Source organism: Micromonospora sp. WMMD987 (genome assembly GCF_029581435.1).
Classification (GTDB): Bacteria; Actinomycetota; Actinomycetes; order Mycobacteriales; family Micromonosporaceae; genus Micromonospora; species Micromonospora rifamycinica.
Window position 1 is genome coordinate 3592900 of sequence record NZ_CP120861.1, and the last position, 25068, is coordinate 3617967.

23 protein-coding genes and 1 tRNA gene are annotated in these 25068 nt (G+C 74.9%); 15 read left to right on the forward strand and 9 right to left on the reverse strand.

From position 1 onward, the window contains the following. Positions 1-99: 99 nt before the first annotated feature. Positions 100-792, forward strand: a complete 693-nt coding sequence (locus O7612_RS15130; RefSeq protein ID WP_282265061.1) for a hypothetical protein — start codon at positions 100-102, stop codon at positions 790-792. A gap of 58 nt (positions 793-850) precedes the next feature. Here the strand turns inward: O7612_RS15130 and O7612_RS15135 are convergent, their stop codons facing one another. The 3 genes from O7612_RS15135 to O7612_RS15145 form a co-directional block, all read right to left on the reverse strand. Further along, the gene (locus O7612_RS15135; protein ID WP_282265062.1) at positions 851-2476 is read right to left on the reverse strand and encodes an alkaline phosphatase D family protein; all 1626 of its coding nucleotides are present in this window, start codon (positions 2474-2476) and stop codon (positions 851-853) included. Positions 2477-2651: 175 nt separating this feature from the next. Further along, positions 2652-4067 (reverse strand): MFS transporter, encoded by a 1416-nt coding sequence (locus tag O7612_RS15140; protein WP_282265063.1) that lies wholly within the window; start codon positions 4065-4067, stop codon positions 2652-2654. A 130-nt stretch (positions 4068-4197) separates the two neighbouring features. Continuing rightward, positions 4198-4434, reverse strand: a complete 237-nt coding sequence (locus O7612_RS15145; RefSeq protein ID WP_282265064.1) for a hypothetical protein — start codon at positions 4432-4434, stop codon at positions 4198-4200. 131 nt (positions 4435-4565) lie between these two features. Between O7612_RS15145 and O7612_RS15150 the strand changes: the two genes are divergently transcribed. Then, positions 4566-5720, forward strand: a complete 1155-nt coding sequence (locus O7612_RS15150; RefSeq protein WP_282265065.1) for a geranylgeranyl reductase family protein — start codon at positions 4566-4568, stop codon at positions 5718-5720. 53 nt (positions 5721-5773) lie between these two features. Here the strand turns inward: O7612_RS15150 and O7612_RS15155 are convergent, their stop codons facing one another. Then, a complete protein-coding gene (locus O7612_RS15155; RefSeq protein ID WP_282265066.1) occupies positions 5774-6808 on the reverse strand; it encodes an NAD(P)-dependent alcohol dehydrogenase in 1035 nt (344 codons plus the stop codon). Between the two features lie 78 nt (positions 6809-6886). Between O7612_RS15155 and O7612_RS15160 the strand changes: the two genes are divergently transcribed. Further along, on the forward strand, positions 6887-7072 hold the full coding sequence (locus O7612_RS15160) for a hypothetical protein (protein ID WP_282265067.1): 186 nt from the start codon (positions 6887-6889) through the stop codon (positions 7070-7072). 60 nt (positions 7073-7132) lie between these two features. On the opposite strand, the gene O7612_RS15165 is transcribed toward O7612_RS15160, so the two are convergent. Further along, the gene (locus O7612_RS15165) at positions 7133-8935 is read right to left on the reverse strand and encodes a 5'-nucleotidase C-terminal domain-containing protein (protein ID WP_282265068.1); all 1803 of its coding nucleotides are present in this window, start codon (positions 8933-8935) and stop codon (positions 7133-7135) included. 225 nt (positions 8936-9160) lie between these two features. Between O7612_RS15165 and O7612_RS15170 the strand changes: the two genes are divergently transcribed. Further along, complete coding sequence (locus tag O7612_RS15170) at positions 9161-10063, forward strand: SDR family oxidoreductase (RefSeq protein WP_282265069.1); 903 nt, start codon at positions 9161-9163, stop codon at positions 10061-10063. A gap of 64 nt (positions 10064-10127) precedes the next feature. Here the strand turns inward: O7612_RS15170 and O7612_RS15175 are convergent, their stop codons facing one another. Both O7612_RS15175 and O7612_RS15180 read right to left on the reverse strand, forming a co-directional pair. Continuing rightward, on the reverse strand, positions 10128-10781 hold the full coding sequence (locus tag O7612_RS15175; protein ID WP_282265070.1) for a nucleotidyl transferase AbiEii/AbiGii toxin family protein: 654 nt from the start codon (positions 10779-10781) through the stop codon (positions 10128-10130). Then, entirely contained in the window at positions 10778-11107 is a 330-nt protein-coding gene (locus O7612_RS15180; RefSeq protein ID WP_282265071.1) for a hypothetical protein, read from the reverse strand. Before O7612_RS15180 ends, O7612_RS15175 begins: the two co-directional genes overlap by 4 nt. A 389-nt stretch (positions 11108-11496) precedes the next feature. Here O7612_RS15180 and fdh point away from each other — a divergent pair, with 389 nt between their 5' ends. The 8 genes from fdh to O7612_RS15220 all read left to right on the forward strand — a co-directional run bounded on the left by fdh (position 11497) and on the right by O7612_RS15220 (position 20885). Next, a complete protein-coding gene (gene fdh, locus O7612_RS15185) occupies positions 11497-14802 on the forward strand; it encodes a formate dehydrogenase (RefSeq protein ID WP_282265072.1) in 3306 nt (1101 codons plus the stop codon). Next, on the forward strand, positions 14795-15886 hold the full coding sequence (locus O7612_RS15190; protein WP_282265073.1) for a 4Fe-4S dicluster domain-containing protein: 1092 nt from the start codon (positions 14795-14797) through the stop codon (positions 15884-15886). Before fdh ends, O7612_RS15190 begins: the two co-directional genes overlap by 8 nt. A 17-nt stretch (positions 15887-15903) precedes the next feature. Next, entirely contained in the window at positions 15904-17073 is a 1170-nt protein-coding gene (gene nrfD, locus O7612_RS15195) for an NrfD/PsrC family molybdoenzyme membrane anchor subunit (RefSeq protein ID WP_282265074.1), read from the forward strand. A 77-nt stretch (positions 17074-17150) separates the two neighbouring features. Further along, a tRNA-Sec gene (locus O7612_RS15200) sits at positions 17151-17246 on the forward strand. 22 nt (positions 17247-17268) lie between these two features. Further along, positions 17269-18567 (forward strand): L-seryl-tRNA(Sec) selenium transferase, encoded by a 1299-nt coding sequence (gene selA / locus O7612_RS15205; RefSeq protein ID WP_282273919.1) that lies wholly within the window; start codon positions 17269-17271, stop codon positions 18565-18567. Position 18568: 1 nt separating this feature from the next. Continuing rightward, positions 18569-20326 (forward strand): selenocysteine-specific translation elongation factor, encoded by a 1758-nt coding sequence (selB, locus tag O7612_RS15210; RefSeq protein ID WP_282265075.1) that lies wholly within the window; start codon positions 18569-18571, stop codon positions 20324-20326. Between the two features lie 62 nt (positions 20327-20388). Further along, positions 20389-20586: a hypothetical protein gene (locus tag O7612_RS15215; RefSeq protein WP_282265076.1), complete on the forward strand. Its 198-nt coding sequence runs from the start codon at positions 20389-20391 to the stop codon at positions 20584-20586. 140 nt (positions 20587-20726) lie between these two features. Further along, positions 20727-20885: an amidophosphoribosyltransferase gene (locus tag O7612_RS15220; protein WP_282273920.1), complete on the forward strand. Its 159-nt coding sequence runs from the start codon at positions 20727-20729 to the stop codon at positions 20883-20885. A gap of 94 nt (positions 20886-20979) precedes the next feature. Here the strand turns inward: O7612_RS15220 and O7612_RS15225 are convergent, their stop codons facing one another. Beyond that, entirely contained in the window at positions 20980-21636 is a 657-nt protein-coding gene (locus O7612_RS15225) for a hypothetical protein (protein WP_282265077.1), read from the reverse strand. Between the two features lie 135 nt (positions 21637-21771). Here O7612_RS15225 and O7612_RS15230 point away from each other — a divergent pair, with 135 nt between their 5' ends. After that, positions 21772-21972 carry a hypothetical protein gene (locus O7612_RS15230; protein WP_282265078.1) on the forward strand — a complete coding sequence of 67 codons (201 nt, stop codon included), beginning with the start codon at positions 21772-21774 and terminating at the stop codon, positions 21970-21972. Positions 21973-22109: 137 nt separating this feature from the next. On the opposite strand, the gene O7612_RS15235 is transcribed toward O7612_RS15230, so the two are convergent. Further along, positions 22110-23027: a universal stress protein gene (locus O7612_RS15235; protein WP_282265079.1), complete on the reverse strand. Its 918-nt coding sequence runs from the start codon at positions 23025-23027 to the stop codon at positions 22110-22112. A gap of 194 nt (positions 23028-23221) precedes the next feature. On the opposite strand from O7612_RS15235, the gene O7612_RS15240 reads away from it, so the two are divergent. Together O7612_RS15240 and O7612_RS15245 are read left to right on the forward strand one after the other, a co-directional pair. After that, positions 23222-24388, forward strand: coding sequence for a PP2C family protein-serine/threonine phosphatase (locus O7612_RS15240; RefSeq protein WP_282265080.1), 1167 nt, complete (start codon positions 23222-23224; stop codon positions 24386-24388). Between the two features lie 47 nt (positions 24389-24435). Next, entirely contained in the window at positions 24436-24906 is a 471-nt protein-coding gene (locus tag O7612_RS15245) for a MarR family transcriptional regulator (protein ID WP_282265081.1), read from the forward strand. Positions 24907-25068 lie beyond the last annotated feature (162 nt).

Below are 25068 nucleotides of genomic sequence, written 5' to 3' on the forward strand. Positions count from 1 at the left end.
CCCCCATATGCCGGTCGGCACACCCGCGGCCGGCGCGGTAGATCCCCCGAGGCCCGCTCACCCCGGAGCGTGGTCGCCACGATCGAAAGGGCAACCATCGTGAAGCTGGACTTCACTCGATGGCTCCCGGCCATCGCGAAGGACCGCAGGACCGCACTGAGCATCGCCGGCGTCGCCGCCCTCGGTGGCCTGGCGTTCGGCCCGGCGGCCGTGGCCGCCCCCCTGACCACCGGCCCCCACGAGGGTGCCCGCGCCGCGATCGACCTGGCCACCGGCAAGAGCCGGGAGAGCCGCCCCGCCGAGTCCGGCCTGACCATGGGCAGCCGGACGGCCGACGTCCCCGCCGGCAAGCCGCGCACCGAGGACCTCGTCCCGCACGGGTTGGAGGGCGCCCAGTCCCGCGTCCCGCTGGACGACGCGCAGGTCGCCAACGCCAAGGCGATCATCGCCGAGGCCAAGCGGACCGGGGTGGGGGAGCGCGGCGCGGTGATCGGCGTGGCCACCTCGCTCCAGGAGTCGAAGCTGTACAACCTGGGGCACCTCGGCGCGTACAACGACCACGACTCGCAGGGGCTGTTCCAGCAGCGGCCGTCGTCGGGCTGGGGCACGCCGGAGCAGATCACCGACCCGGGGTACGCCTCCCGGGCGTTCTTCGAGGCGCTGAAGAACGTCCCCGGCTGGCGGGACCTGCCGCTGACCACCGCCGCGCAGACCGTGCAGGTCTCGGCCTACCCGTACGCGTACGCGCAGTGGGAGCAGCAGGCCGCGGACCTCGTCCAGCAGCACTGGTGACCGACACCGACCGACCGGCCGGCCCCGCCCCGGGGACCGGCCGGTCGGCGTCGGCACGTCACGCCGGGGCGTCCTCCCGGCGCAGCTTCGCCGAGCCGGTGCCCACCGAGAACCCGGCGGCCCAGCGGCTCGCGCTGTCGGCCCGGGTCCGGTCGAGCAGGTGGTACCAGTCCATCCGGCAGCGCTGCGGGGTCACCTCCAGCACGCCGTAGCCGTGCCCGTCCAGCTCCGTCCACTTCACGTGCGGGTTCGTCGACCGCAGCAGGGTCGCCCCGAGCAGGCTCAACCCGCTACCGGCCGGCAGGCCGAGGAAGTCGTCGAGGTTGTCGCTGGTCACCGAGGGCACCACGAACTCGGCGGCGGCCGGGTCGGTCAATCCCGTCGACCGGGTGGTCACCTCGCTGGCCCACGAGGTGTGGATGTCGCCGGTGAGGAAGACCACGTCGCGGGTCGCGGTGGCGCGCAGGTGGTCGACCAGCCGGTTGCGGTCGGCGTTGTAGCCGTCCCACTGGTCGGGGTTGAGCACCGCGCCGTTCTGCGGGATGCCGAGCAGCTTGCCCAGCGGGCCGAGCAGCCACGCCGGCAGCGAACCCAGGTCGACCCGGGCCATCATCACCGGGTTGCCGACCAGCTTCCACTGTGCCGTGCAGCCGGACAGCCCGTCGGCGAGCCACCGCAACTGGGCCGCGCCGGCGATGGTGCGGGACGGGTCGTCCACGGCCGTGCCGTCGGCCTGCCGCGACCGGTACGACCGCAGGTCCAGCATGGACAGCTCGGCGAGCCGGCCGAAGCGCAGCCGCCGGTAGATCGCCCCGTCCGCGCCGATCCGCACCGGCATCCACTCCTGGTACGCCTGCCGCGCGGCGGCCACCCGGTCGGACCAGGTGCCCTCGGTGCCCGGGGTGTGGTTCTCCGCGCCGCCGGACCAGGCGTCGTTGGCGACCTCGTGGTCGTCCCAGGTGATCACCCAGGGCAGGGCGGCGTGCAGCGCCTGGAGACCCGGGTCGGTCTTGTAGAGCCCGTGCCGGATCCGGTAGTCGGTCAGGGTCAGCGCCTCGTGCTTCGGTTCGACCGGGCGGACCACCGTGCCGCCGGCGTCGAACTCGCCGGTGCCGTACTCGTAGAGGTAGTCGCCGAGATGCACGACCAGGTTGAGGTCGCCCCGGTCGGCCAGTCGCCGGTAGGCGGCGAAGTGCCCGGCCTCCCAGTTCGCACAGGACACCACCCCCAGTCGCAGCCGGTCGATCGCCGCGTCGGGCGGTGGGGCGGTCATCGTCCGCCCGGTCGGCGACCAGCCGTCGCCGTGGCCGAACCGGTACCAGTACGTCGTCGCCGGGGCCAGGCCGGTCACCGCGACCTTGACGGTGTGGTCGCGGGCCGGACCGGTCGGCGACACGCCCTGGGCGGCCACCGTGGCGAAGTCCGGATCGGTGGACACCTGCCAGCGGACGTCGACGTCCGGCCCGAGCCCGGAGCCGGGCACCGCCTCCGGGACGGGGGTGACCCGGGTCCAGAGCAGGATGCCGTCCGGCAGCGGATCGCCGGAGGCGACCCCGTGCCGGAACGCGCCGGCCGCCGCGTGGGCGGAACCGCTCGCGGCCAGGGTGGTGCCGGCGAGGACGGCGGTGCCGGCGGAGGCACCGGCGAGGCGCAGCAGGGTACGACGGTCGAGGGTGTTCGTCATGGTCTATGTGTCTACCGGTTGCTGCGGTGTGTGCGCAGCCCCGTGCGGTGAGTGTTCGCCGACGGTTCCCCCCGTCGTCGGCGGGGCCCGTCCGTCGCCGGCCACGGCTGCCGGCGACCCGCCACCGGGGTCGGGGGCGGTGCGGGGCCTCACCGGCGGTGCGCCGCCCGGTGGTTCACCGGCGGTGCGCCGCCCGGTGGTTCAGCACGATGTCGACCGCCGCGGCGACCAGGGCCAGCGCGACGATGCCGATGGCCAGCAGCAGGGAGTGCCGGAACGCGGTGGACCACTGGCCGTCGGTGTCGGCCAGCGAGGAGAAGAACAGCGCGCCGACGGCGGCGATGCCGGCGGCCGAGCCGATGCGTTGCCCGGTCTGCAGCATCCCGGCCGCGCTGCCCGCCTGCGGCACCGGCACCTCGGAGAGGGTCAACGTCTGGTTCGGGGTGATCACCAGACCGCTGCCGAGTCCGGCGAGCAGCAGCGGCAGCGCGGTGAGCAGCGGCACCGACCCGTGCGGGGTGCCGCGCAGCACGAGGACCACACCGGCCAGTCCGACCAGCACCATGACCAGCCCGATCCCGACCAGCGGCCGGCCGAACCGGGTGACCAGCCGGCCGCCCAGGGCGGCGGCCAGCGCCGAGCCGAGGGCGAACGGGGTGATCGCCAGGCCGGCGACCAGCGCGCGGTAACCGAGACCGTTCTGCAGGTAGAGGGTGAAGATGAAGAAGATCGCGGTGAACCCGCCGAAGTAGATGAGCGCGATCACCGCACCGATGGTGTACGACCGCAGCCGGAACAACCCCAGGTCGAACAGGGGTGTACGGGTGCGCCCGTACCGGTGTTCCCAGCCGCCGAAGGCGGCCAGCAGGACGAGCCCGGCCGGGATCAGCGCCCACTTCCACGGGCTGGGCCACTGTTCCCGCTGTACCAGGGGCAGCAGCAGGCACGTCACGCCGGTGCCGAGCAGCAGCACCCCGACCGGGTCGAGCCGGTGGCGGTCGAGCCGGCCGGCGGCCCGGGTGGGCAGCAGCCGCCAGCCGAGCAGCACCGCGACCACGCCGACCGGCACGTTGACGAAGAAGACCCACCGCCAGCCGTGCGCCTCCCCGCCGAGCTGGATGAGCAGGCCACCCAGCAGCGGGCCGACGGCGGTGGAGATGCCGATGGTCGCGCCGAGCAGCCCGAACGCCCGACCGCGCTCCGCGCCCCGGAACAGCTGCTGGATCAGGCCGGTCACCTGGGGGTTGACGATGCCGGCGGCGACGCCCTGGAGCAGTCGGGCGGCGACCAGCCAGCCGGGGGACTGGGCCAGCCCGGCCAGCGCGCTGGTGACGGTGAACAGGGCGACCCCGACCACGAAGGCGTTGCGCCGGCCCCGGGCGTCGCCGAACCGCCCGGCGGGCACCAGGACCAGCCCGAACGTCAGCGCGTACCCGGAGAGCACCCACTGCAGGTCGCTGGGGCTGGCCTGCAACGCCCGGTCCATCGAGGGGACGGCGACGTTGACGATGCTGACGTCCAGCAGGGTCATGAACGCGGCGACGAGGCCGACCCCGAGGGCCTGCCAGCGGCGGCGGTCGGGCGGGTTCACCTCGGCACGGCGATCGGGCGCGGCACGGCGGTCGCGCACGGACCGGTGATCGGGCATGCCGCAGCGCTACCCCGGGGCCGACCGGCCAAACCGGCGGGCGGGGCGACCGACCGGCGGTGCCGACCCGCGCTCACGCCGGCTGGCGGGCACACCAGCGCGGACCGAAGTCCAGTCCGGCCAGCGGCGAGTCCTCGCGGTGCAGCAGACCCTTCTCGGTGAGCAGGCGCAGGGGCGCGTGGACGTCCTGCTCGGCCAGCCCCGCCTCCTCGGCGATCAGGTCCGGGTACGGCACCTGGCCGCGGGTCTCCAGCACGGTCACCGCCTCGTAGACGCGGACCTCGGCCTCCGACAGACGTACCTGCTGCATGGTGCCCTCCTTGCCGTCGGCCCGGCCGGCCGGTCGGGCGGTCCGGCTTACCCGCTGGCCGCCCGACAATGCCTGCCGTCCGGGCCGGTCGTGCGGGACTCCGGCCGGGGCGGTGCCCTAGGCTGGCCGACATGATCATCTGGGATCTCGTTGTCGTCGGCGCGGGGCCGGCCGGGCTCAGCGCCGCCCGGGAGGCCGCCGCGGCCGGGGTGCGGACGCTGGTGCTGGACCGGGCCGTGCATCCCCGCTACAAGACCTGCGGCGGTGGCCTGATCGGCACCTCGCTGTCGGTGGTCGCCGGCCGGATCGAGGTGCCGGCACACGACCGGGTCGACCGGGTGACCTTCACCAGCGACGGCCGGCGGGCCTTCACCCGCCGGCACGGCACCCCCCTGGTGACCATGGTGCGTCGGGAGGAGTTCGACGACCGGCTACGGGCGGCGGCGGTGTCCGCCGGGGCCGAGGTGCGCGGGGGTGTCGCCGTCCGCGCCCTCGACCAGGACCCCGACGGGGTACGCGTCCGACTGGCCGACGGCACCACGGTGACCGCCCGTACGGTGATCGGGGCGGACGGCTCCGCCGGGGTCACCGCCCGCCACGTGGGGGTCCGCTACGGGCAGGTGGACCTGGGGCTGGAACGGGAGCTGCCGGTGTCGCCGACGCAGGCGGCCCGCTGGCGGGGGCGGCTGCTGCTGGACTGGGGACCGTTCCCCGGCTCGTACGGCTGGGTCTTCCCCAAGGGCGACCGGCTCACCGTCGGGGTGATCGGTGCCCGGGGCGAGGGCGACCGGACCAGGGCCTACCTGCGGGACCTCCTCGACCGGCTGGGCCTGGCCGGGGTGCCCGCCGAGCACGACTCCGGACACCTGACCCGCTGCCGGGTCGACGACGCGCCGCTGCGCCACGGCCGGGTGCTGGTCGCCGGGGACGCCGCCGGGCTGCTGGAGCCGTGGACCCGGGAGGGGATCAGCTACGCGCTGCGTTCCGGGACGCTGGCCGGCGCGGCCGTCGCCGCCGGTGACCTGGACCGCTACCCCCGGGACGTGCACGAGCGCCTGGTGCCGTCGATGCGGGCCGGTCGGCGGCTGCTGGCGGTGTTCGCCCGTCGCCCGCTGCTCTGCCACGCCTTCCTGGCGACCCCGGCCGGCTGGGCGATGTTCGTCCGGTTCTGCCAGGGCCGGGTGAGCTTCGACCGGACCCTGGACCGGCCGCCGGTGCGGGCCGCGCTGGCCCTGCTGGACCGGCTGCCCGCCCGGGACGGCCGACCGCGGCCGCCCGGCTCCTGACCCGCCGTCACCGCCCGGCGGCCCGCCCGGCCGTGGCGGCGGGACCACGCGGGTCAGGGCACGATCACCGCGCGGCCGTGGATCTCCCCCGCGCGCAGCAGGTCGTACGCCTGCGGGGCGCGGTCCAGCGGGAAGGTCTGCACGTCGGCGGTGAGCAGCCCGGCCCGACCGAGGGCGATCACCTCCTGGAGTTCGGCCCGGGTGCCCCAGAACGGGACCTCGACGCTGGTCTCGAGCGGCACGGTGGGCGGCTCGTCGGCGACCGGCCGCACCGGCAGGGTGCCGCCGCCCAGCCCCACCAGTAGCAGCCGGCCGCCGGTGGCGACCACGCCGCGGGCGGTGGCGAGGGTGGCGTCCGCCCCGACGCAGTCGACGACCACGTCCGCGCCGTCCGGCGCGGGGCCGACGAGTTCCCGGATCCGGTCGACCGTGTCCGGACCGGCCGGCACCACGTGGTGCGCGCCCACCCGGGTGGCCAGGTCCAGGGCGGCGACCTCGCGGTCCACCGCGATGATCCGCACGGCGGTGGTGGCGGCGAGGATCTGCACCGCCATGTGCCCCAGCCCGCCGATGCCGATCACCACGACCGACGTCCCGGGTCGCAGCGCCGGCCGGGCCAGCTCGATCGCGTGGTACGGGGTCAGCCCGGCGTCGGTCAGCGGCGCGGCCTGGGTCAGCTCCAGGTCACCGACGGGCAGCAGCCGCGATGCGGGCACCGCCACGTACTCGGCCAGCCCGCCGTCGCGGCTGAGTCCGACGCCCCCGACGGGCACCGTGCGGCACTGGTTCTCCCGGCCGCGCAGGCAGCCCCGGCAGGTGCCGCAGCCGATGATCCCGTAGACGGCGGCCCGGTCACCGGCGGACCAGCCGACGACGCCGTCGCCGACCGCGTCCACGGTGCCGGCGATCTCGTGGCCGAGGGTGATCGGGGTGGGGAACACCCCCGGCGCGGCGTCGAGGATGTGCAGGTCGGAGTGGCAGGCGCCGACCGCGCCGACGCGTACCAGCACCTCACCCGGCCCTGCGGTGGGGGCCGGCACGTCGAGGAGTTCGAGCACGCCGGGAGCGGTCATCCGTACCGCGCGCATGGTGTGTCCTTTCGTCGGCGACGGTTCCGCGCGGTTACCCCTCCCGCCGGCCTTGATGCCCGGCGCACACTGTGGGTCATGAGCGAGCCCACCGAACCGTTCACCGACGAGCAGTACGCCTTCCTGCGGCACGTGCGCTTCGGTGAGCTGCCACCGCCGGTACGCCCCGAGGACCGGCTGGCGGCGACCGAGACCGACCCGCCGCGGTACCAGCCCGACCCCACCCCCGGCCAGTACGAGCAGGACCTGCGCTCGGGCGGCTGAGCCGTCAGCCGGCTCGACGGGTCCGCGGCGAGCCCGGACCCGTCGAGCCGGGCCTCCCGGTCAGAAGACCGGCACCCCCGCGCGGACCAGCCGCCAGTTCGGGACGAAGAAGTCGGCCGGGTCGATGGTGCCCCGGGCCTGCGCCCAGTCGATCAGCAGCTGGCGGATCTCCTGCTGCGCGTTGTAGACCTGGTTCTTGACGATGCCGGGGAAGTTCCCGCCGCCGCTGCGCCGGTAGTTGTTCACCGCGACCACGAACTGCGCGTCGGCGGCGACCGGGCTGTCGGTGCCCGGCAGCACCAGTCGGGTGATCCGCTGCCCGACCGGCCGCGAGACGTCGATGTCGTAGTCCAGCCCGGAGATGACGTCGTAGTTGTAGTCCGGCACCGCCGGGTCGCTGATCGTCGCCGGGTCGACCGGCGCACCGACCGCCACGGTGGTGAAGTACTTCGCCGAGAACTCCAGGTACGCCTTCACCTCGGCCCCGGTGAGCACCACCGCCTCCAGGGTGTTGTCGTAGACGTACAGTCCGGCGACGTCCCGGATCCGCACGTCGCCCTGCGGGAAGACGGCGGTGCGGCTGAACGGCGCGGCGATCGACAGCACCGGCAGCGCCGCGTACGGGGTGCCGGCGAGCGCGCCGGTGACCACCTCGGTCTGGACGTGGTTGATGAAGTCCAGGATCGGGGTGTCCCGGTAGCGCGACTCGGCGGCGGACAGCTCCTGCGTGGACCGGGCGACCACCGTGTTGACGTAGCCGACCGTCTTGGCGTGCTGGCCCCGGACGGCGGCGAGCACCTTCGGGTCCTCGACCACGGTGTTGGTGTTGAGCATGGTGGCGCGCTTGCCGACGACCTTCCAGCGGCCCCGCTCCCGGGTCAGGGTGAAGTCCATCCTGGTCAGCCGCTGGCCCCACTTGGACGGTTCGGCGGTGAGCACCTGCGCGCCGGTGGCGGTGTTGGTGACGAACTTCTCCACCACCTCGTTGTGGGCGTGGCCGAAAAGGATCGCGTCGATGCCGGGGACCTGCTGGGCGATCAGCGCCACCGGGTTCTCGTTGGGCAGCTCCGGACCGTAGCTGGAGGTGCCGCTGTCGCCGCCGTGGGCGGAGACGATGACCAGGTCGGCGCCCCGCTGCCGGATGACCGGCACCCACTTCGCCGCGGTCTGCACCATGTCGGGGAAGACCAGCTTGCCCTCGACGTTGCCCTTGTCCCAGATGGCCACGCCGGGGTTGGTCAGGCCGAGGATGCCCACCGTCAGCGTCGGTGAGCCTGGCCCGCCGGGCCGGACCCGCTTGAGCACGTACGGCCGGAACGCCGGCCTGCCCGTCTTCGCGTTCACCGCGTTCGCGGCCAGCGCGGGGAAGCCCAGCTGGTCGATCCAGGCAGCCAGCAGCGGCAGCCCGTAGTTGAACTCGTGGTTGCCCAGCGTCACCGCGTCGTACCGCAGGATGTTCATCGCCCGGGCCATCGGGTGCGTCGCGCCGGTGTCGGTGATCGGCTCCTGTTTGGCGTAGTACGTGGCCAACGGGGTGCCCTGGATGGTGTCACCGGCGTCGAGGACCAGGGTGGCCCGGCCCCGGCGCTCGGCGCGGACCTGGTTGACCAGGGTGGCCAGCTTGGCGATGCCGACGTCGTTGTGCTTGCTGTCGTCGAACTCGGCGTCGCGGTAGTAGTCCCAGTTGTAGACGTTGCCGTGGGTGTCCGAGGTGCCCAGCACGGTCAGGTCCCAGGTCTTCGGACCGGTCGGGGTCGTCCGCCCGGCCGCCCGGACGGGTGTGCCGGCGATCAGCGGGGCGGTCGCCGCGGCGGCGGCGACCGCCAGCAGCTGGCGGCGCGAGGCGCCGGAGGAGGAGGTCATGAGATGCCCTTCCATGGGGGAGGCGGCGCCTCGTGGACGCCGCTGCGCACCATAGCCACCGGTGGCTCCGGCTGCCACAGTGGTTGCGACTGTTCGCCCGTGGCCACCCCGCCGGTCATCTCCCGGTCGGTCCGGCGACCCCCGGCCCCGGTTGTTTCCGCCCCACCCCTCGGGGTAGGTGAGCCGGAGACCCGGAACGGACGAAACCAGGCAGGGAGCCGCACGGTGAGCCAGGACCAGTACACCCCGCAGGACCCGACCGACCAGTACGGCCACCGGGACGGCCAGCCGGCCCAGCAGCAGTCGGCACCCGGCCGGACCGGGGCGATGGATCCCGAGCCCGACCACGGCGAGACGTCGTACCGGGGCAGCGACCGGCTGGTGGGCAAGCGTGCGCTGATCACCGGCGGCGACTCGGGCATCGGCCGGGCGGTGGCGATCGCCTTCGCCCGGGAGGGTGCCGACGTGGTGGTCTCCTACCTCGGCGGGGAGGAGGACGCCGACGCCCGGGAGACCGTCCGGCTGATCGAGGAGGCCGGTCGGCGGGGGGTCGCGGTGCGCACCGACCTGACCGACGAACGGAACTGTGTCGACCTGGTCGACCGGACGGTGGCCGACCTCGGCGGGCTGGACATCCTGGTCAACAACGCGGCCTACCAGATGGCCCAGGACGAGGGCATCACGTCGATCAGCACCGAGCAGTTCGACCGGGTGATGAAGACCAACCTGTACGCCATGTTCTGGCTCTGCCGCAGCGCCGTGCCGCACCTGAAGGAGGGGGCGACGATCATCAACACCACCTCGATCCAGGCGTTCGACCCGTCGCCGCCGCTGCTGGACTACGCCACCACCAAGGCGGGCATCGCCAACTTCACCAAGGGGCTCGCCGCGCAGCTCGCCGACCGGGGGATCCGGGTGAACGCGGTCGCTCCCGGTCCGATCTGGACGCCGCTGATCCCGGCGACCATGCCCGAGGAGAAGGTGGCGCAGTTCGGCACCGACACCCCGCTGGGTCGGGCCGGTCAGCCCGCCGAGCTGGCCCCGGCGTACGTCTTCTTCGCCTCCCAGGAGTCCAGCTACGTCACCGGGGAGATCCTCGGCGTCACCGGTGGTCGTTTCACCAAGTGAGCTGTTCACCCGCGCCGGGCCGGGTCCGCCCCGGTCCGGCGCGGAGGCGCTGCGGCGGCGGGGGTCAGCGGGGCCAGCCGGCCAGCCGGCGACGTACCTGCGCGATCTGCGCCGGGTCCAGACCGTAGCGGGCGAGTCGCCGGTCCGGCAGCCGGTCCAGGTAGCGGCCGGCGGCCCGGACGTCCTCGTCGGCCAGCGCCGGGTCCACCTGGCGGGCCAGGGCCAGCAGCGTGTCGACCGGGTAGTGCGCCAGCGCGGCGGCCACGTCGATGTAGTCGCGGGCCTCCCGCCGGTTGACCAGGGCGGCGGTCTTGTTGGCGATCAGGTCGCGGACGTCCATCACCGGTCCGAGGTCCATCACCACCGGTGAGCGGTACCGGTCGAGCCGGGCCAGGCTGAGCCGGATCCGCCGGTCGCCCCGACCGACCACGAAGTCCCGGATGTCCCGGTCGAAGCCCTCGAACAGCGCACCGAGGCCGCTGTCCGGATCGGCGACCGCGACGGTGTAGCCGGCCCGCTCCAGCGCGGCGCGCACCTCCTCGGCAGCCGCCTCGGCGGCCCCCTCCACGTCGGCGAACAGGTCGACGTCCTCGGTGGGGCGGGTGACCAGGCCGTGCGCCGCCCAGGCCACCCCACCGCCGAGCACGAACCGGTGCCGCCCGGCCGCGGTGAGGGCGACCCGGGCGACCTCCCGGTAGAAGTCGTGCAGGTGGGTCACGCGGCGCGCAGCGCCCGGTGCCGGCTCTCCCAGGCCTGGCGTACCCCCCGGGGCAGGTTGAGCAGTCGCCAGACCCGGCGCAGGGTCGGCCCGTCGACCAGCGTCCGCAGGTCGTCGGCGCGGGTGGTCTCCCGCAGCACATTCTCGTACAGCCAGAGCAGATCGTCCGGTTCGGCCAGGTCGAAGGTGCGCTCGCTGCTCCACATCAGCCGGATCGGCAGCTCCACCACCCCGCCGGTGGGGCCGGTCAGCTCCGTCAGGGTGCGCGCCACCACCACCGGACGGCCCGGCCGGGCCAGGTGGGCGGTCGCCAGGGTGGCCTGCATGGTGTCAGGGTAGCGCCGCGCGGGCGGCCCCGGGAGCGCGACGCCCGGCGGGTACGCCCGCACGGGCCGTTCCCGACCCTGCGCGGTGGCGGGCGGGCAGCCCTGCGGTGCGGTATCCTCGAACGCAGGAGCGTCGGTGTGTCCAGTGTCCCCGGGCCTCACCTGAATTGCCGTCGCGGAGTTCCGTTCGGCTGGAGCCGCGTTGCGCCACGCGCCGAGAGGCGACATGCACGCCGGCGCTCCGCCACCGTGAAACGGCGCTGCCCCCGACCCGCCCGGTCGGGGGCAGCGCCGTTTCAGTGTACGGAGATCCGCGCACCCGGGTCGCATCCTCCGTCGCGCTGCCCTATGTTCAGGGGGTCGGTCCATGCCGGGGAGGGAGGTGCGCGGTGGGTCTGCGGACGTTCATCGCGGGCTGGCCGGTCTACCGGCAGCTCACCGGCACCGACCCGTTGGGTCGGGGCGCGGCGGCGCAGTCGGACCGCTCCGCCGGGCTGACCGCCCGCACCGAGACCGCCGAGCGGGTGGCCCGCTCGGTCTGTCCGTACTGTGCGGTGGGCTGCGGGCAGCGGGTCTTCGTCGCCGACGGTCGGGTCACCCAGATCGAGGGCGACCCGGACAGCCCGATCTCCCGCGGTCGGCTCTGCCCGAAGGGGTCGGCCAGCAGGAGCCTGGTCACCAGCCCGCTGCGGCAGACCACGGTCCGCTACCGGCGGCCGTACGCCACCGAGTGGGAGGACCTCGACCTCGACACCGCGCTCGACATGATCGCCGACCGGATCCTCGCCGCCCGCGAGCAGACCTGGGAGGACGTCGACAGCGAGGGCCGGCCGCTGCACCGGACGCTGGGCATCTCCAGCCTGGGCGGGGCGACGCTGGACAACGAGGAGAACTACCTCATCAAGAAGCTGTTCACCGCGATGGGGGCGCTCCAGATCGAGAACCAGGCCCGCATTTGACACTCCGCCACCGTCCCCGGTCTGGGGGCCAGCTTCGGTCGCGGTGGCGCGACGGACTTCCAACAGGACCTCGCCAACGCTGACGTCATCGTCATTCAGGGTTCGAACATGGCCGAGGCCCATCCGGTGGGCTTCCAGTGGGTCATGGAGGCCAAGCGGCGTGGCGCGAAGGTCTTCCACGTCGATCCCCGGTTCACCCGTACCAGCGCGGTGGCCGACTCGTACCTGCCGATCCGGGCGGGCACCGACATCGCCCTGCTCGGTGGCGTGGTGCGCTACATCCTGGACAACGAGCTGGACTTCCGGGAGTACGTGCTGGCGTACACGAACGCGGCGACGATCGTCAGCGAGCAGTTCGCCGACACCGAGGACGGCGACGGTCTGTTCTCCGGTTACGACCCGGACACCGACAGCTACACCCAGACCAGCTGGCAGTACGCCGGGCACGAGCGCGACTCGGGCAGCGGGCACACCGCCAAGGAACGCGACAACGCCGCCGGCCTGCGGCACGAGTCGCACGGCGCGGAGGTGGACGGGCGGGTCCAGCGGGACGAGACCCTTCAGCACCCGCGCTGCGTCTACCAGATCCTGCGCCGGCACTTCGCCCGCTACACCCCGGAGATGGTGGAGCGGGTCTGCGGCATCCCGGAGGAGAAGTTCCTGGAACTGGCGCGGGCCTGGACGGAGAACTCCGGCCGGGACCGCACCGGAGCGCTGGTCTACTCGGTGGGCTGGACCCAGCACAGCGTCGGCGTGCAGTACATCCGTACCGGGGCGATCATCCAGTTGCTGCTGGGCAACATGGGCCGGCCGGGCGGCGGCATCCTGGCGCTGCGCGGGCACGCCAGCATCCAGGGCTCGACGGACATCCCGACCCTGTTCAACCTGCTGCCCGGGTACCTGCCGATGCCGCACCACGCCGACCACCCGACGTTCGACGAGTGGGTGGACAGCATCCGGCACCCCGGCCAGAAGGGCTTCTGGGGCAACGCGCGCGCGTACGCGGCGAGCCTGCTCAAGGCGTACTGGGGGGACGCGGCGACCCCGGAGAACGACTTCTGCTACGACCACCTGCCCCGGATGACCGGCGACCACGGCACCTACCAGCAGGTACTGAACATGATCGACGGCAAGATCAGGGGATACTTCCTGCTCGGCCAGAACCCGGCGGTCGGCTCGGCGCACGGGCGGGCGCAGCGGCTCGGCATGGCCAACCTGGACTGGCTGGTGGTCCGCGACCTGTTCATGATCGAGAGCGCCACGTTCTGGAAGAACGGCCCCGAGGTGGCCACCGGCGAGATCGTCCCGACCGAGTGCCGCACCGAGGTGTTCTTCCTGCCGGCCGCGTCGCACGTGGAGAAGGAGGGCACCTTCACCCAGACCCAGCGGCTGTTGCAGTGGCGGGAGAAGGCCGTCGAGCCGCCCGGCGACGCCCGCTCCGAACTGTGGTTCTTCTACCACCTGGGCCGCCGGCTGCGGGAGAGGCTGGCCGGCTCCCCGCACCGGCGCGACCGCGCCCTGCTCGACCTGGCCTGGGACTACCCCACCCACGGCCCGCACGACGAGCCGAGCGCCGAGGCGGTGCTACGCGAGATCAACGGCTACGACGTGGCCACCGGCCGCCCGCTGTCCTCGTTCACCGAGGCGAAGGACGACGGCTCCACCGTGGTCGGCTGCTGGATCTACTCCGGCGTCTACGCCGACGGCGTCAACCAGGCCGCCCGCCGCCGGTCCCGGCACGAACAGGACTGGGTGGCCGCCGAGTGGGGCTGGGCGTGGCCGGCGAACCGGCGCATCCTCTACAACCGGGCGTCGGCCGATCCGCAGGGCCACCCGTGGAGCGAACGCAAGAAGTACGTCTGGTGGGATCCGCAGGCCGGCGAGTGGACCGGCTACGACGTGCCGGACTTCGAGAAGACGAAACCGCCGACGTACCGGCCGCCGCAGGGGGCGTCCGGCCCGGCGGCGCTGGCCGGCGACGACCCGTTCGTCATGCAGGCCGACGGCAAGGGCTGGCTGTACGCGCCGAGCGGGGTGCTCGACGGCCCGCTGCCGACGCACTACGAGCCGGCGGAGTCGCCGATGCGTAACCCGCTCTACGGCCAGCAGGCCAACCCGACCCGCAAGGTCTACGCCCACCCGGTGAACTCGGTGAACCCGAGCCCGCCGCAGGAGCACAGCCAGGTCTTCCCGTACGTGTTCACGGTCAGCCGGCTCACCGAACACCACACCGCCGGGGCGATGAGCCGGACGGTGCGTCCGCTGGCCGAGCTGCAACCGGAGATGTTCGTGGAGGTGTCCCCGGAGCTGGCCGGCGAGGCGGGTCTGACCCACCTCGGCTGGGCACACCTGATCAGCGGGCGCGCGGTGATCGAGGCGAAGGTGCTGGTCACCGACCGGCTCACCCCGTTGCGGGTGGACGGCCGGGTGATCCACCAGCTCTGGCTGCCGTACCACTTCGGCTACGAGGGTCTGGTCACCGGCGACTCGGCCAACGACCTGTTCGGCATCACCCTGGATCCGAACGTACTCATCCAGGAGAGCAAGGTCGGCACCTGCGACATCCGTCCGGGCCGGCGGCCGACCGGGCCACCCCTGCTGGACCTGGTCGAGGACTACCGTCGACGGGCCGGGATCGTGCCCGGTGACCGCCCGCCGACGGTGACGACCCCGGTACTGCGGCCCGCCGGTCGAAGCGACGACGGCCCACGGGAGAAGGGCGCCGACCATGCCTGACGCCAACAGCCTCTACGGCCCGCTCGATCCGGCCCCGGACGCGGGCTGGACGGCTGCCGGCCCCCGGATGGGGTTCTTCACCGACACCAGCGTCTGTATCGGCTGCAAGGCCTGCGAGGTGGCCTGCAAGGAGTGGAACGCCGTCCCCGAGTCCGGCTTCGACCTGCTCGGCATGTCGTACGACAACACCGGCGCGTTGACCGCGAACTCCTGGCGGCACGTGGCCTTCATCGAGCAGCCGGTGCCGGCCGGTCCCGGCAGCCCGCCGTTCGCCGGCACCCCGACGGGCGGGTCGTCCACCGCCGTGTCGGCGGCGGTCGCCGCCGACACCACCGGCGTCAGCGGCACCGACCCGGGCGTCCCGCCGGGCAGCGCCGACGCCGCCGCCCGAATGGCCACCGCCCCCGACGGCGCCGGTGGAGGGTCGGCCGGCGGGGCCGTCGGCACGGGCACCCGGTTCCTCGGGATGCCCGGTGCCGCGCCGCCCGGCCGGAGCACGGGCGTCGAAGCCCGCACCGACTTCCGCTGGCTGATGATGTCGGACGTCTGCAAGCACTGCACCCACGCCGCCTGCCTGGACGTCTGCCCCACCGGGTCGCTGTTCCGCACCGAGTTCGGCACGGTGGTGGTGCAGGAGGACATCTGCAACGGCTGCGGCTACTGCATCTCCGCCTGCCCCTACGGGGTGATCGACCAGCGTCGGGGCGACGGCCGGGCGTGGAAGTGCACGCTGTGCTACGACCGGCTCGGTGCGGGTATGACCCCGGCCTGCGCCCAGGCCTGCCCCACCGAGTCCATCCAGTACGGTCCGCTCGACGAGCTGCGCGAGCGGGCCGCGCGGCGGGTCACCGCGCTGCACGAGCGGGGCGTGCCGCAGGCCCGGCTGTACGGCCACGACCCGACCGACGGCGTCGGCGGCGACGGCGCGTTCTTCCTGCTCCTCGACGAGCCCGAGGTGTACGGCCTGCCGCCGGACCCGGTGGTCACCACCCGGGACCTGCCGAGGATGTGGCGGCGGGCCGGGCTGGCCGCGCTGGCCATGACGGCGGCGGCCGTCGCCGCGTTCGTCGGCGGGTCGTCGTGAGCGCGGGCCGCAGGCCGGTGGGGGAGCGGTTCCAGGGCTTCCGCGAGCGGCTGGCGGCCGACGGTGTGTTCCGGCCGCAGCGGTCCTCGGCCCGGCTCGGCCACGGGGCGAAGGTCGGTGCCGGTCCGGCCGGCGCGGCCGACGTCGTGGGTGCCGCCGACCCGCCGGTCGTCGTTCCGCCCCGGGACGAGCCGCCGGTGGCGCGGCGTCGGCGCGGCCGGGGTGGGCGTGGCGGCGAGGAGTTGCAGGTCCCGGCGGCGGAGTTCACCTCCTACTACGGTCGGCCGATCCTCAAGGCCCCGGTGTGGCGGTGGGACATCCCGGCGTACCTGTTCACCGGCGGGCTCGCCGCCGGGTCGTCGCTGCTGGCCGCCGGCGGGCAACTCACCGGCCGGCCGGCGCTGCGGCGGGCCGGTCGGGCCACCGCGTTGGGCGCGGTCACCGCCAGCGCCTACTTCCTCGTCAACGACCTGGGGCGGCCGGAACGGTTCCACCACATGCTGCGGGTGGCGAAACCGACCTCACCGATGTCGGTGGGCACCTGGATCCTCACCGCCTACGGACCGGCCGCCGGGCTCGCCGCCGTCGCCGAGGGCGCCCGGCTGCTGCCGGACCGTGGCCTGTCCGGGGTGGCCCGTCGACTGCTGCCGCCGGCCGGGCAGGCCGCCGGACTCGCCGCCGCCGCCGTCGCGCCCGCGCTGGCCACGTACACCGGGGTGCTGCTGGCCGGGACGGCCGTGCCGTCCTGGCACGAGGCGTACCCGGAGCTGCCGACCATCTTCGCGGGCAGCGCGCTGGCCAGCGGCGCCGGGGTGGGCTTGCTCGCCGCGCCCTGCGCGCAGGCCGGGCCGGCCCGTCGGATGGCGGTGGCCGGGGCGGCGCTGGAGCTGTGGGGCGCGCACGCGGTGGAGAGCCGGCTGGGCCTGCTCAGCGAGCCCTACCGGCTGGGCACGGCGGGGCGGCTGCTGCGCGCCGGCCGGCTGCTCACCGCCGCCGGGGTGGTCGGCGCGCTGGTCGGCCGGCGCAGTCGGGCACTGTCCGCGCTGTCCGGCGCGGCGCTGCTGGCCGCCTCGGTGGCCACCCGCTTCGGCATCTTCCACGGCGGGGTGGCCTCGGCCCGGGATCCGAAGTACACGGTGCTGCCGCAGCGGGAACGGATCCGCCGCCGCGGGACCGGCCAGGTCTGACCCCTCGTCGCCGCGAAGCGGGGCAGGTCTGACACCTCGCCACGCCGCCCGGGCGGCCCTGTGGTTGACTCGGGGGCGGAGGCGTTCAGGTGGCTGGTGCCCCTCCCAGCCTTCAAAGCTGGTGTGGTCCGGGATCCGGGCCAGGCGGGTTCGATTCCCGTCCGTCTCCGCCAACCTCCGGGGGAGATGACACGCATGGGTGAGGCGGCGACCGATCCGCGTCGGCGGGTGCCGCGCACCGACGTGCTGCTGGCCGACCCCGGGCTGGCCGCCGCGGCGGCCACCCTCGGCCGGGACCGGGTCAAGGTCGCCGTCACCCGCGCCCAGCAGCGGGCCCGGCACGGGGAGATCACCCCCGAGCAGGTCCGCGACGCCGCCCTCGCCGCCCTGCCCGCCCCGGTGCCCCGGGTGGTGCTCAACGCCACCGGGGTGGTGCTGCACACCAACCTCGGTCGGGCCCCGTTGTCCGCCGCCGCCGTCGACGCGCTGGTCGCCGCCGCCGGCTGCACCGACGTGGAGCTGGACCTGGAGACCGGTCGGCGGGCCCGCCGCGGCCGCGACGCGCTGGCCGCGCTGGCCGCGGCGGTGCCCGACGCCGCCGCCGTGCACGTGGTCAACAACGGCGCGGCGGCCCTGGTCCTCGCGGCGACGGCGCTGGCCGCCGGCCGGGAGATCGTGGTCAGCCGGGGGGAACTGGTGGAGATCGGCGACGGGTTCCGGCTACCCGACCTGCTGGCCAGCACCGGTGCCCGGCTGCGCGAGGTCGGCACGACCAACCGCACCACCCGCGACGACTACGCCCGGGCGGTCGGGCCGGACACCGGTTTCGTACTCAAGGTGCACCCGTCCAACTTCGTGGTCACCGGCTTCACCGCGGCCGTCGGGGTCGGCGAGCTGGCCACCCTCGGCGTGCCGGTGGTGGCCGACATCGGTTCCGGCCTGCTCACCGCCGACCCGCTGCTGCCCGGCGAGCCGGACGCGGCGGGCACCCTGCGGGCCGGGGCGCACCTGGTCACCGCCAGCGGCGACAAGCTCCTCGGCGGCCCCCAGGCCGGGCTGCTGCTCGGCGACGCCGACCTGGTCGACCGGCTGCGCCGGCACCCGCTGGCCCGGGCGCTGCGGGTGGACAAGCTGACCCTCGCGGCGTTGGCGGCCACCCTGCACGGGCCGGCCACCCCCACCCGGGACGCCCTGCACGCCGACCCGGCCGGGCTGCGGGACCGTTGCGAACGGCTCCGCGACACGCTCGGTGCCGAGGGCTGCAAGGCCGAGGTGCGGCCCAGCGTCGCGGTGGTCGGCGGGGGCGGGGCACCCGGCGTCGAGCTGGACTCCTGGGCGCTCAGCCTGCCCGAGCGGTACGCCGCACCGCTGCGCCGGGGCGACCCGCCGGTGCTCGGCCGGGTGGTCCGCGGCCGGCTCCTGCTGGACCTGCGCTGCGTACCGGCCACCGCCGACGGCGCGCTGCGCGACGCGGTGCTGCGGGCGGCCGGCTGAGATGCACGTCGTCGCCACCGCCGGGCACGTGGACCACGGCAAGTCCACCCTGGTCCGGGCGTTGACCGGGATGGAACCGGACCGGTGGGCGGAGGAACGCCGCCGGGGGATGACCATCGACCTCGGCTTCGCCTGGACCACCCTGCCGACCGGCGGCACGATCGCCTTCGTGGACGTCCCGGGGCACGAGCGGTTCGTGCCGAACATGCTGGCCGGGGTGGGTCCGGTGCCGGCGGCGCTGGTCGTGGTGGCCGCCGACGGGGGGTGGATGCCACAGTCGGCCGAGCACCTGGCGGCCCTGCACGCGCTGGGGGTGTCGCACGGGCTGCTGGTGGTCACCCGGGCGGACCTGGCCGATCCCGGGCCTGCGACGGCGCAGGCCCGCGCGCACCTCGCGGCGACGTCGCTCGGCACGGTGGAGTCGGTGGCGGTCAGCGCGGTCACCGGCGTCGGCCTGCCGGAGCTGCGGGCCGCCCTGGGCCGGCTGGTCGGCCGGTTGCCCGCGCCGCGGGTCGACCGTCCGGTGCGTCTGTGGATCGACCGGGCGTTCACCATCCGAGGTAGCGGCACGGTGGTCACCGGCACCCTCGGCGCGGGCCGGCTGCGGGTCGGCGACCAGATGGAGCTGGCCACCACCGGCGAGCCGGTCCGGGTCCGGGGCCTGCACCGGCTCGGGAGCGCCGAGCAGCAGGTGACGGCGGTGGCCCGGGTGGCGGTCAACCTGCGCGGGGTGCCCCGGGACCGGCTCGGCCGGGGCGACGCGCTGCTCACCCCGGACGCGTTCGGCCGCACCGACCTGCTCGACGTGCGGTTGGCCGGTGACCCGGTGGCCGAGCTGCCGGCGACGGTGACCCTGCACGTCGGCTCGGCGGCCGTGCCGGCGCGGGTCCGGCCGCTCGGCGGGGACACCCTGCGGCTGCGGCTGGCCCGCCCACTGCCGCTGCTGGTCGGGGACCGGGCGCTGCTGCGGGATCCGGGCCGGCACCACGTCTGCGGCGGGGTGACCGTGCTGGACGTGGCACCGCCGCCGCTGGCCCGCCGGGGTGCCGCCGCCGCCCGCGCCGCCGTCCTCACCGGCCTGCACGGCCAGCCCGACCCGGCCGGGGAGCTGCGTCGCCGCCGGCTCGTCCGGGCCGGCGAGCTGACCCGGATGGGGATCACCGGTGACGTCGCCCCGGTCGTCGGGGACTGGCTGGCCGACCCCGGGCACTGGCGGCGGCTCGGCGTCCGGCTGGTGGAGGAGGTCACCGCCTGGGCCGGTGCGCATCCCCTGGAGCCCGCAGCCCCGGTGGAGGCGCTGCGGCAACGGCTCGGCCTGCCGGACCGGGCGCTGGTGGAGGCGCTGGTCCGGCCGCCGTTGACGCTGCGGGCCGGCCGGATCGGCGTCGGTGACCCCGGGCTGCCCGAGCTGGTGGCCCGCGCGGTCGACCGGGTCCGCCGCGAGTACGCCGCCCACCCGTTCCGCGCGCCGGAGGCCGACCGGCTCACCGCCCTCGGTCTGGGTCCCCGGGAGGTCGGTGCCGCCGTCCGGGCCGGTGCGCTGCTGCGACTGGCGGAGAACGTGGTGCTGCTGCCCGACGCGGCCGACGCGGCGGTCCGGGTGCTCGCCGGGCTCCCGCAGCCGTTCACCCTGAGCGCCGCCCGGCAGGCCCTGGACACCACCCGTCGGGTGGCGGTGCCGTTGTTGGAACTGCTGGACCGGCGGGGGGCCACCCGTCGGCTGCCCGACGACGCCCGCGAGGTGGTCGGCTCCGGCTGAGACCGGTGGGTGCGGTGACGGAACCACCCTCCAGCCGTCCTCCGGTCGCCTACCGTGACGCCATGGACCCTTCGGCGGTCTGGCGGGACCGGAACCATCGCTGGCGGATCGAGGCCTACCGCGCGCCGGACCTGCGGTTCGCCGTCTTCGCCACCAACGGGCCCACGGAGAGCGCGCCGCTGTGGTTGTTCGGCATGGCGGCGCTGGCCCGCTGGCTGATGACGCACGCGATCTCCCTGGACGACCTGGAGCCCGACTGACCCGCCGGGTGCGGCGGTCGATTCGCCCCGGCGGGCCGGGGGACATCGCCCGGACGGGGGAACCCTGTCCGATGCGTCCGCTTATTCGGGATCCTGCCCGTACCGTGCGGGACGTGAAGGACCGAGGAGTACGGACGTTCCTGGCGGTGCTCGCCGGCCTGGCGGTGCTCTACTTCGGGATGACCGGGCGTTCCACCGGGGACGGCGGGGTGTCCGGCGGGGTGGTGCTGCTGGCGGTGCTGGCCGCTCTGCTGGTGTGGCACCTGACCAGGCCGGCCGGCAACAAGCCGGTCGACTGAGCCGTCGGCCGGCCGGCACGGCGGTCCCGGCCGCTCAGCGCGGCGTCGCGGCGGTGCCGGCGGCTCAGCGCGGCGTCGCGGCGGTGCCGGCCGCTCAGCGCGGCGTCGCGGCCAGCCGGGTCACCTCACCCGCCGACTCCTCGCCGAGCGCCACCCGCACCAGCGCCGACGCCAGCCGGCCGAAGTCCGGCTCGGCGACCAGCCCGGCCAGCCGGTGCGGGTCGGTCGGCAGGCCGAGCCGCTTCGCGCCGGTCAGGGTGCGCCGGTCGGCGTACGGGCGCACGTCCGACCAGACCGTCTGCGCCTCCCGCAGGAAGATGTCCGCCCCGGTCGGGCCGATGCCGGGGAACTCGGTCAGCCGGCGACGTAGCGCCGCCGGCTCACCCCCGGCCTCCCGGTGCAGCCGTCGCAGGTCACCGTGCCAGCGCTCCAGGCACAGCCGGGCGCCGGTGCCCAGCATCGTCGCGGTCCGCTCGTCGTAGCGGCGGTAGTGCCCGCGCCCCAGCGCGTCCACCCGCTCCTGCCAGCCGGCCGCCTCCATCGCCTGCGGGGTACGCCAGCCGGCGGCGAACAGCTCCCGGGCGGCGGCCACCGCGACCCGGGCCCGGATCCGGGTGCTCAGCAACGTGGTGAGCACCAGCAGCTGGTAGAGCGGGCCGGGCCGGTCGGCCAGCGCGATGCCGGCCTCCTCGGCGTAGGTGCGGCTCTGCCGGTCCAACAGCGTCCGGGTCACCCGGCGGTCGTCCCCCATCACCTGGTGGTACCCGTCCTGCCGCAGCTCAGCCCTGCCCCGTGCCGGCAATCCGGGGCCGCATGCGCCGGCCGGTGCCGGGTAACCCGCCGACGGGCGCGGAGCACCGTGCCCGTCGGTGGGAAGGAGACACCCGTGACGAACGTGCAGCAGCCCGAGATGCGGCGCGACGGGAACAACGCGACCGTGCAGGACAGCGAGGGCCCCGGCCCGGCCGGGCATCCCGCCCACCGGTCCACCTCGTCGGGGGACCGGGGCCGGCGGACGCCCCGCGGCCAGGCCTCCCCGTACGGTCCGGGCCGGCCGAGCGCCGACGACCACAGCGACCGGGGCTGACCACCGCCCGTCGGGGTGGTGCGGCGCCGACCGCCCCGCCTGCCGCCCGACCCGGGCGCGACCAGGGCCGGGCGGCACCCGGCCGGGCATGCCCTTACCGTGGGCGGACGACAGCGATCTCCAGCTGCCCGCGCCGGCTACCCGGCCGCCGCCGGCCCGGTCCCGTCGCGGCCCGGGTCGGCGGTGCGCACCACCGCGACCGGGCAGGCGCTGTGGTGCAGCACCCGGTGGCTGACCGAGCCGAGGAGCAGGCCGGTGAACTCGCCGTGGCCCCGGCCGCCGACCACCACCAGCTGTGCCCGCCGGGACGCCTCGACCAGCGCGGCGACCGGCCGGGCGTGCACCGGCTCCGCGTCGACCGGGACGTCGGGGTGCCGCTCGGCGAGCCCGGCCAGGCTCGCGGCGAGCAGTCCCGCCTCCTCGTCGTGCAGCCGGGCCTCGTCGTACACCATGGGCTGGAGGTCCCCCGGGCGGTGGGAGGCCGGATGGGTGTACGCGTGCACGGCCCGCAGGCGCACTCCCCGGGCGGAGGCCTGCGCTGCGGCGTACTCCACCGCCGCGCGGGAGGCCGCCGAACCGTCGACGCCGAGCACCACCGGAGCACCGGGGTGCTCCTCGCCCCGGGCGACCAGCACCGGGCAGCCGGCGTGCGTGGCGACCTGGATCGCCACCGAGCCGACCAGCAGGGCGGTGAACCCGCCGAGGCCCCGCTCGCCCAGCACGATCGTCGTCGCGGTGGGGGACCGGGCGAGCAGCACCGCGGAGGCCTCCCCGTCGACGATCTCGCCGGTCACCGGCAGCCCGGGGTCGACCTCCCGTGCCACGTCGACCGCCTGCTCGACCAGTCTCTCCGCCTGCCGGCGTAGCCCGCCACCGGGTGGGTTCCCGGCGACCGGGTCGACCGGCACCCGCAGCAGGGGCCAGATGAAGGCGTGTACGACGCGCAGCGGCCGGTGCCGGCGGTTCGCCTCCGCCGCCGCGAGCCGGACGGCGCGCAGCGCCGACTCCGAGCCGTCCACGCCCACCACGACCGCCGTGCCGTTCGCCGAGTCCACCCGGTGCACCTCCTGCCTGCGTCAGTATCGCCGCCGGTCGCGGCCGGCGGGGGCGATACCGCGACCGGCCCCGGGCCGGGTACGGCGGTGGGTGGGCCGGGGTGTGGCCGTCCGGCCCGGGTCCGGGGTCGGCGCGGGCCGGACGCTCCGTATGATCCTTGCCCTGTAGCAAGAATCTCGGAGGGGAAACACACATGCCGGATGCGCTCGCAGCGGTGTCGCGTGCGCTACGTGAGGCGGCCCCGGACCGACTGGTGGAGGCCGTCGACCGGGCCCTGCGGTCCGTGCTCGCCGCCGTGCGGGTCGACGTCTTCCTGGCCGACTACCGGATCAGCGGGCTGTGGTCGGTGCTCGACCCGGAGCTGTCCGCCGGTTCCCTCAGCGGTCAGGGGGGCGCGCAGCGCTGCTTCAGCAGCCAGCAACCGGTCCTCGACCCGCACGACGGCGGACACTGCCGGGTGTGGGTGCCGTTGACCGTCTGGGGCGAGCGGCTCGGGGTGCTCCTGGTCGAGCTGGCCGGCGAGCCGGACCGCCCGACCCGGGACCTGATCGTCGACCTGGCCGTCGACCTGGCCACCACGTTGCGGGCGGCCGACCGGGAGACCGACCGGTACCGTCGCACCCGTCGTCGGGAACGGCTGAGCATGGCCGCCGAGATGCAGTGGGACCTGCTGCCGGGGCGCAGCGTCACCGACGAGGCCTTCCTGCTGGCCGGGCAGCTCGAACCGGCGTACAGCGTCGGCGGTGACCACTTCGACTGGTCGGTCGATCCCGGGCGGCTCACCCTCACCGTCCTCAACGGTGCCGGCACGGGGCTGGCCGCGGCGATGCTCACGGCGCTCACCGTCAACGCGATCCGCAACGCGCGGCGGTCGGGCGGTGGCCTGGTGGAGCAGGCCGAACTGGCCTCGGACACGCTGTTCTACCAGCACCGGGGGGACCGGCACGTGGCCACGTTGCTGTTGTCGGTGGACACCGCCACCGGTCGGGCCCGGGCGGTGGACGCCGGTTCGCCGCGCGTGCTGCGGGTGCGGGGGACCACCGTGGAGCGGATCACCCTGGAGCAGCAGCTGCCGCTGGGCATGTTCGCCGAGACCCGGTACACCGTGCAGGAGTTCGACCTGCTGCCCGGCGACCGCCTCTTCGTGGTCAGCGACGGCGTGTACGACGCGCGACCCGGTGGCCAGGAGGCCTACGGTGAGCGGGCGATGGCCCGGTCGATGCGGTCGACGCGGTTGCAACCGGCGCCGGAAGCGGTTGGTACGGTGATGCGCGAGCTGTTCGCATATCATGCCGACACCGATCTACGGGACGACGCCGTCGTCGTGTGCCTGGACTGGTGCGGGCAGCGCGAACGATGATCGGCCGTCAGCGACACACGACAGCGGACAATCGCGGGGGACAGCGGGTGGATCGACCTCCGAATCTTGCCGTGGCGATCGAGGCCGCGGCCGAGGCCTTCGTCGGTGTGCTCGACTCCGCGACCTCGCGCCACCAGGTGACGGTGCCGCCGACCCAGCTACGGGTGCTCGCCTTGATCAGGGACCGGCCGGAGACGAACGTCAACGGACTGGCCGAGCTGCTGGACGTGGTGCCGTCGTCGGCGAGCCGGCTCTGTGACCGGCTGGAGGCCACCGGCCTGCTGCGCCGCACCCCCGACCCGCGGGACCGGCGGGAGGTGCGGCTGGTGCTCACCGCCGCAGCGGTGAGCCTGTTGGGGGAGGTCCGCGAGCGACGGCACCGGGCCGTGCAGGCGGTGCTGGACCGGATGCCGCAGCGCCAGCAGCACGAGCTGCTGCTGGCGCTGCTGGCGTTCGGCCAGGCCGCGGCGTCGGGCACTCCGACGCCGCAGGCCGACGCGGCGGCCCGCACCGCCTGACCCGCGGGACGGACCTGCTCCACTAGCATCCTAGGATGCCTTAGCGGTAGTGGCGTCGCTCACACCGATTCCCGGCACCGGAAACGCACGCACCCCACCGGGGGACCGGAAAGCGCCCGATATAGTGGCTGCCGGTCCGGGCCGTCGACCGTCCGGACCACA

Coding starts and splice junctions, on each gene's coding strand:
- O7612_RS15135 (WP_282265062.1), bottom strand. CDS start 2,476: ATGACGAACACCCTCGACCGTCGTACCCTGCTGCGCCTCGCCGGTGCC.
- O7612_RS15165 (WP_282265068.1), bottom strand. CDS start 8,935: ATGACCTCCTCCTCCGGCGCCTCGCGCCGCCAGCTGCTGGCGGTCGCC.
- O7612_RS15240 (WP_282265080.1), top strand. CDS start 23,222: ATGCCGGATGCGCTCGCAGCGGTGTCGCGTGCGCTACGTGAGGCGGCC.
- O7612_RS15145 (WP_282265064.1), bottom strand. CDS start 4,434: ATGCAGCAGGTACGTCTGTCGGAGGCCGAGGTCCGCGTCTACGAGGCG.
- O7612_RS15180 (WP_282265071.1), bottom strand. CDS start 11,107: ATGCAGGCCACCCTGGCGACCGCCCACCTGGCCCGGCCGGGCCGTCCG.
- O7612_RS15225 (WP_282265077.1), bottom strand. CDS start 21,636: ATGGGGGACGACCGCCGGGTGACCCGGACGCTGTTGGACCGGCAGAGC.
- O7612_RS15215 (WP_282265076.1), top strand. CDS start 20,389: ATGGACCCTTCGGCGGTCTGGCGGGACCGGAACCATCGCTGGCGGATC.
- O7612_RS15160 (WP_282265067.1), top strand. CDS start 6,887: ATGAGCGAGCCCACCGAACCGTTCACCGACGAGCAGTACGCCTTCCTG.
- O7612_RS15150 (WP_282265065.1), top strand. CDS start 4,566: ATGATCATCTGGGATCTCGTTGTCGTCGGCGCGGGGCCGGCCGGGCTC.
- selA (WP_282273919.1), top strand. CDS start 17,269: ATGGGTGAGGCGGCGACCGATCCGCGTCGGCGGGTGCCGCGCACCGAC.
- O7612_RS15190 (WP_282265073.1), top strand. CDS start 14,795: ATGCCTGACGCCAACAGCCTCTACGGCCCGCTCGATCCGGCCCCGGAC.
- selB (WP_282265075.1), top strand. CDS start 18,569: ATGCACGTCGTCGCCACCGCCGGGCACGTGGACCACGGCAAGTCCACC.
- O7612_RS15155 (WP_282265066.1), bottom strand. CDS start 6,808: ATGCGCGCGGTACGGATGACCGCTCCCGGCGTGCTCGAACTCCTCGAC.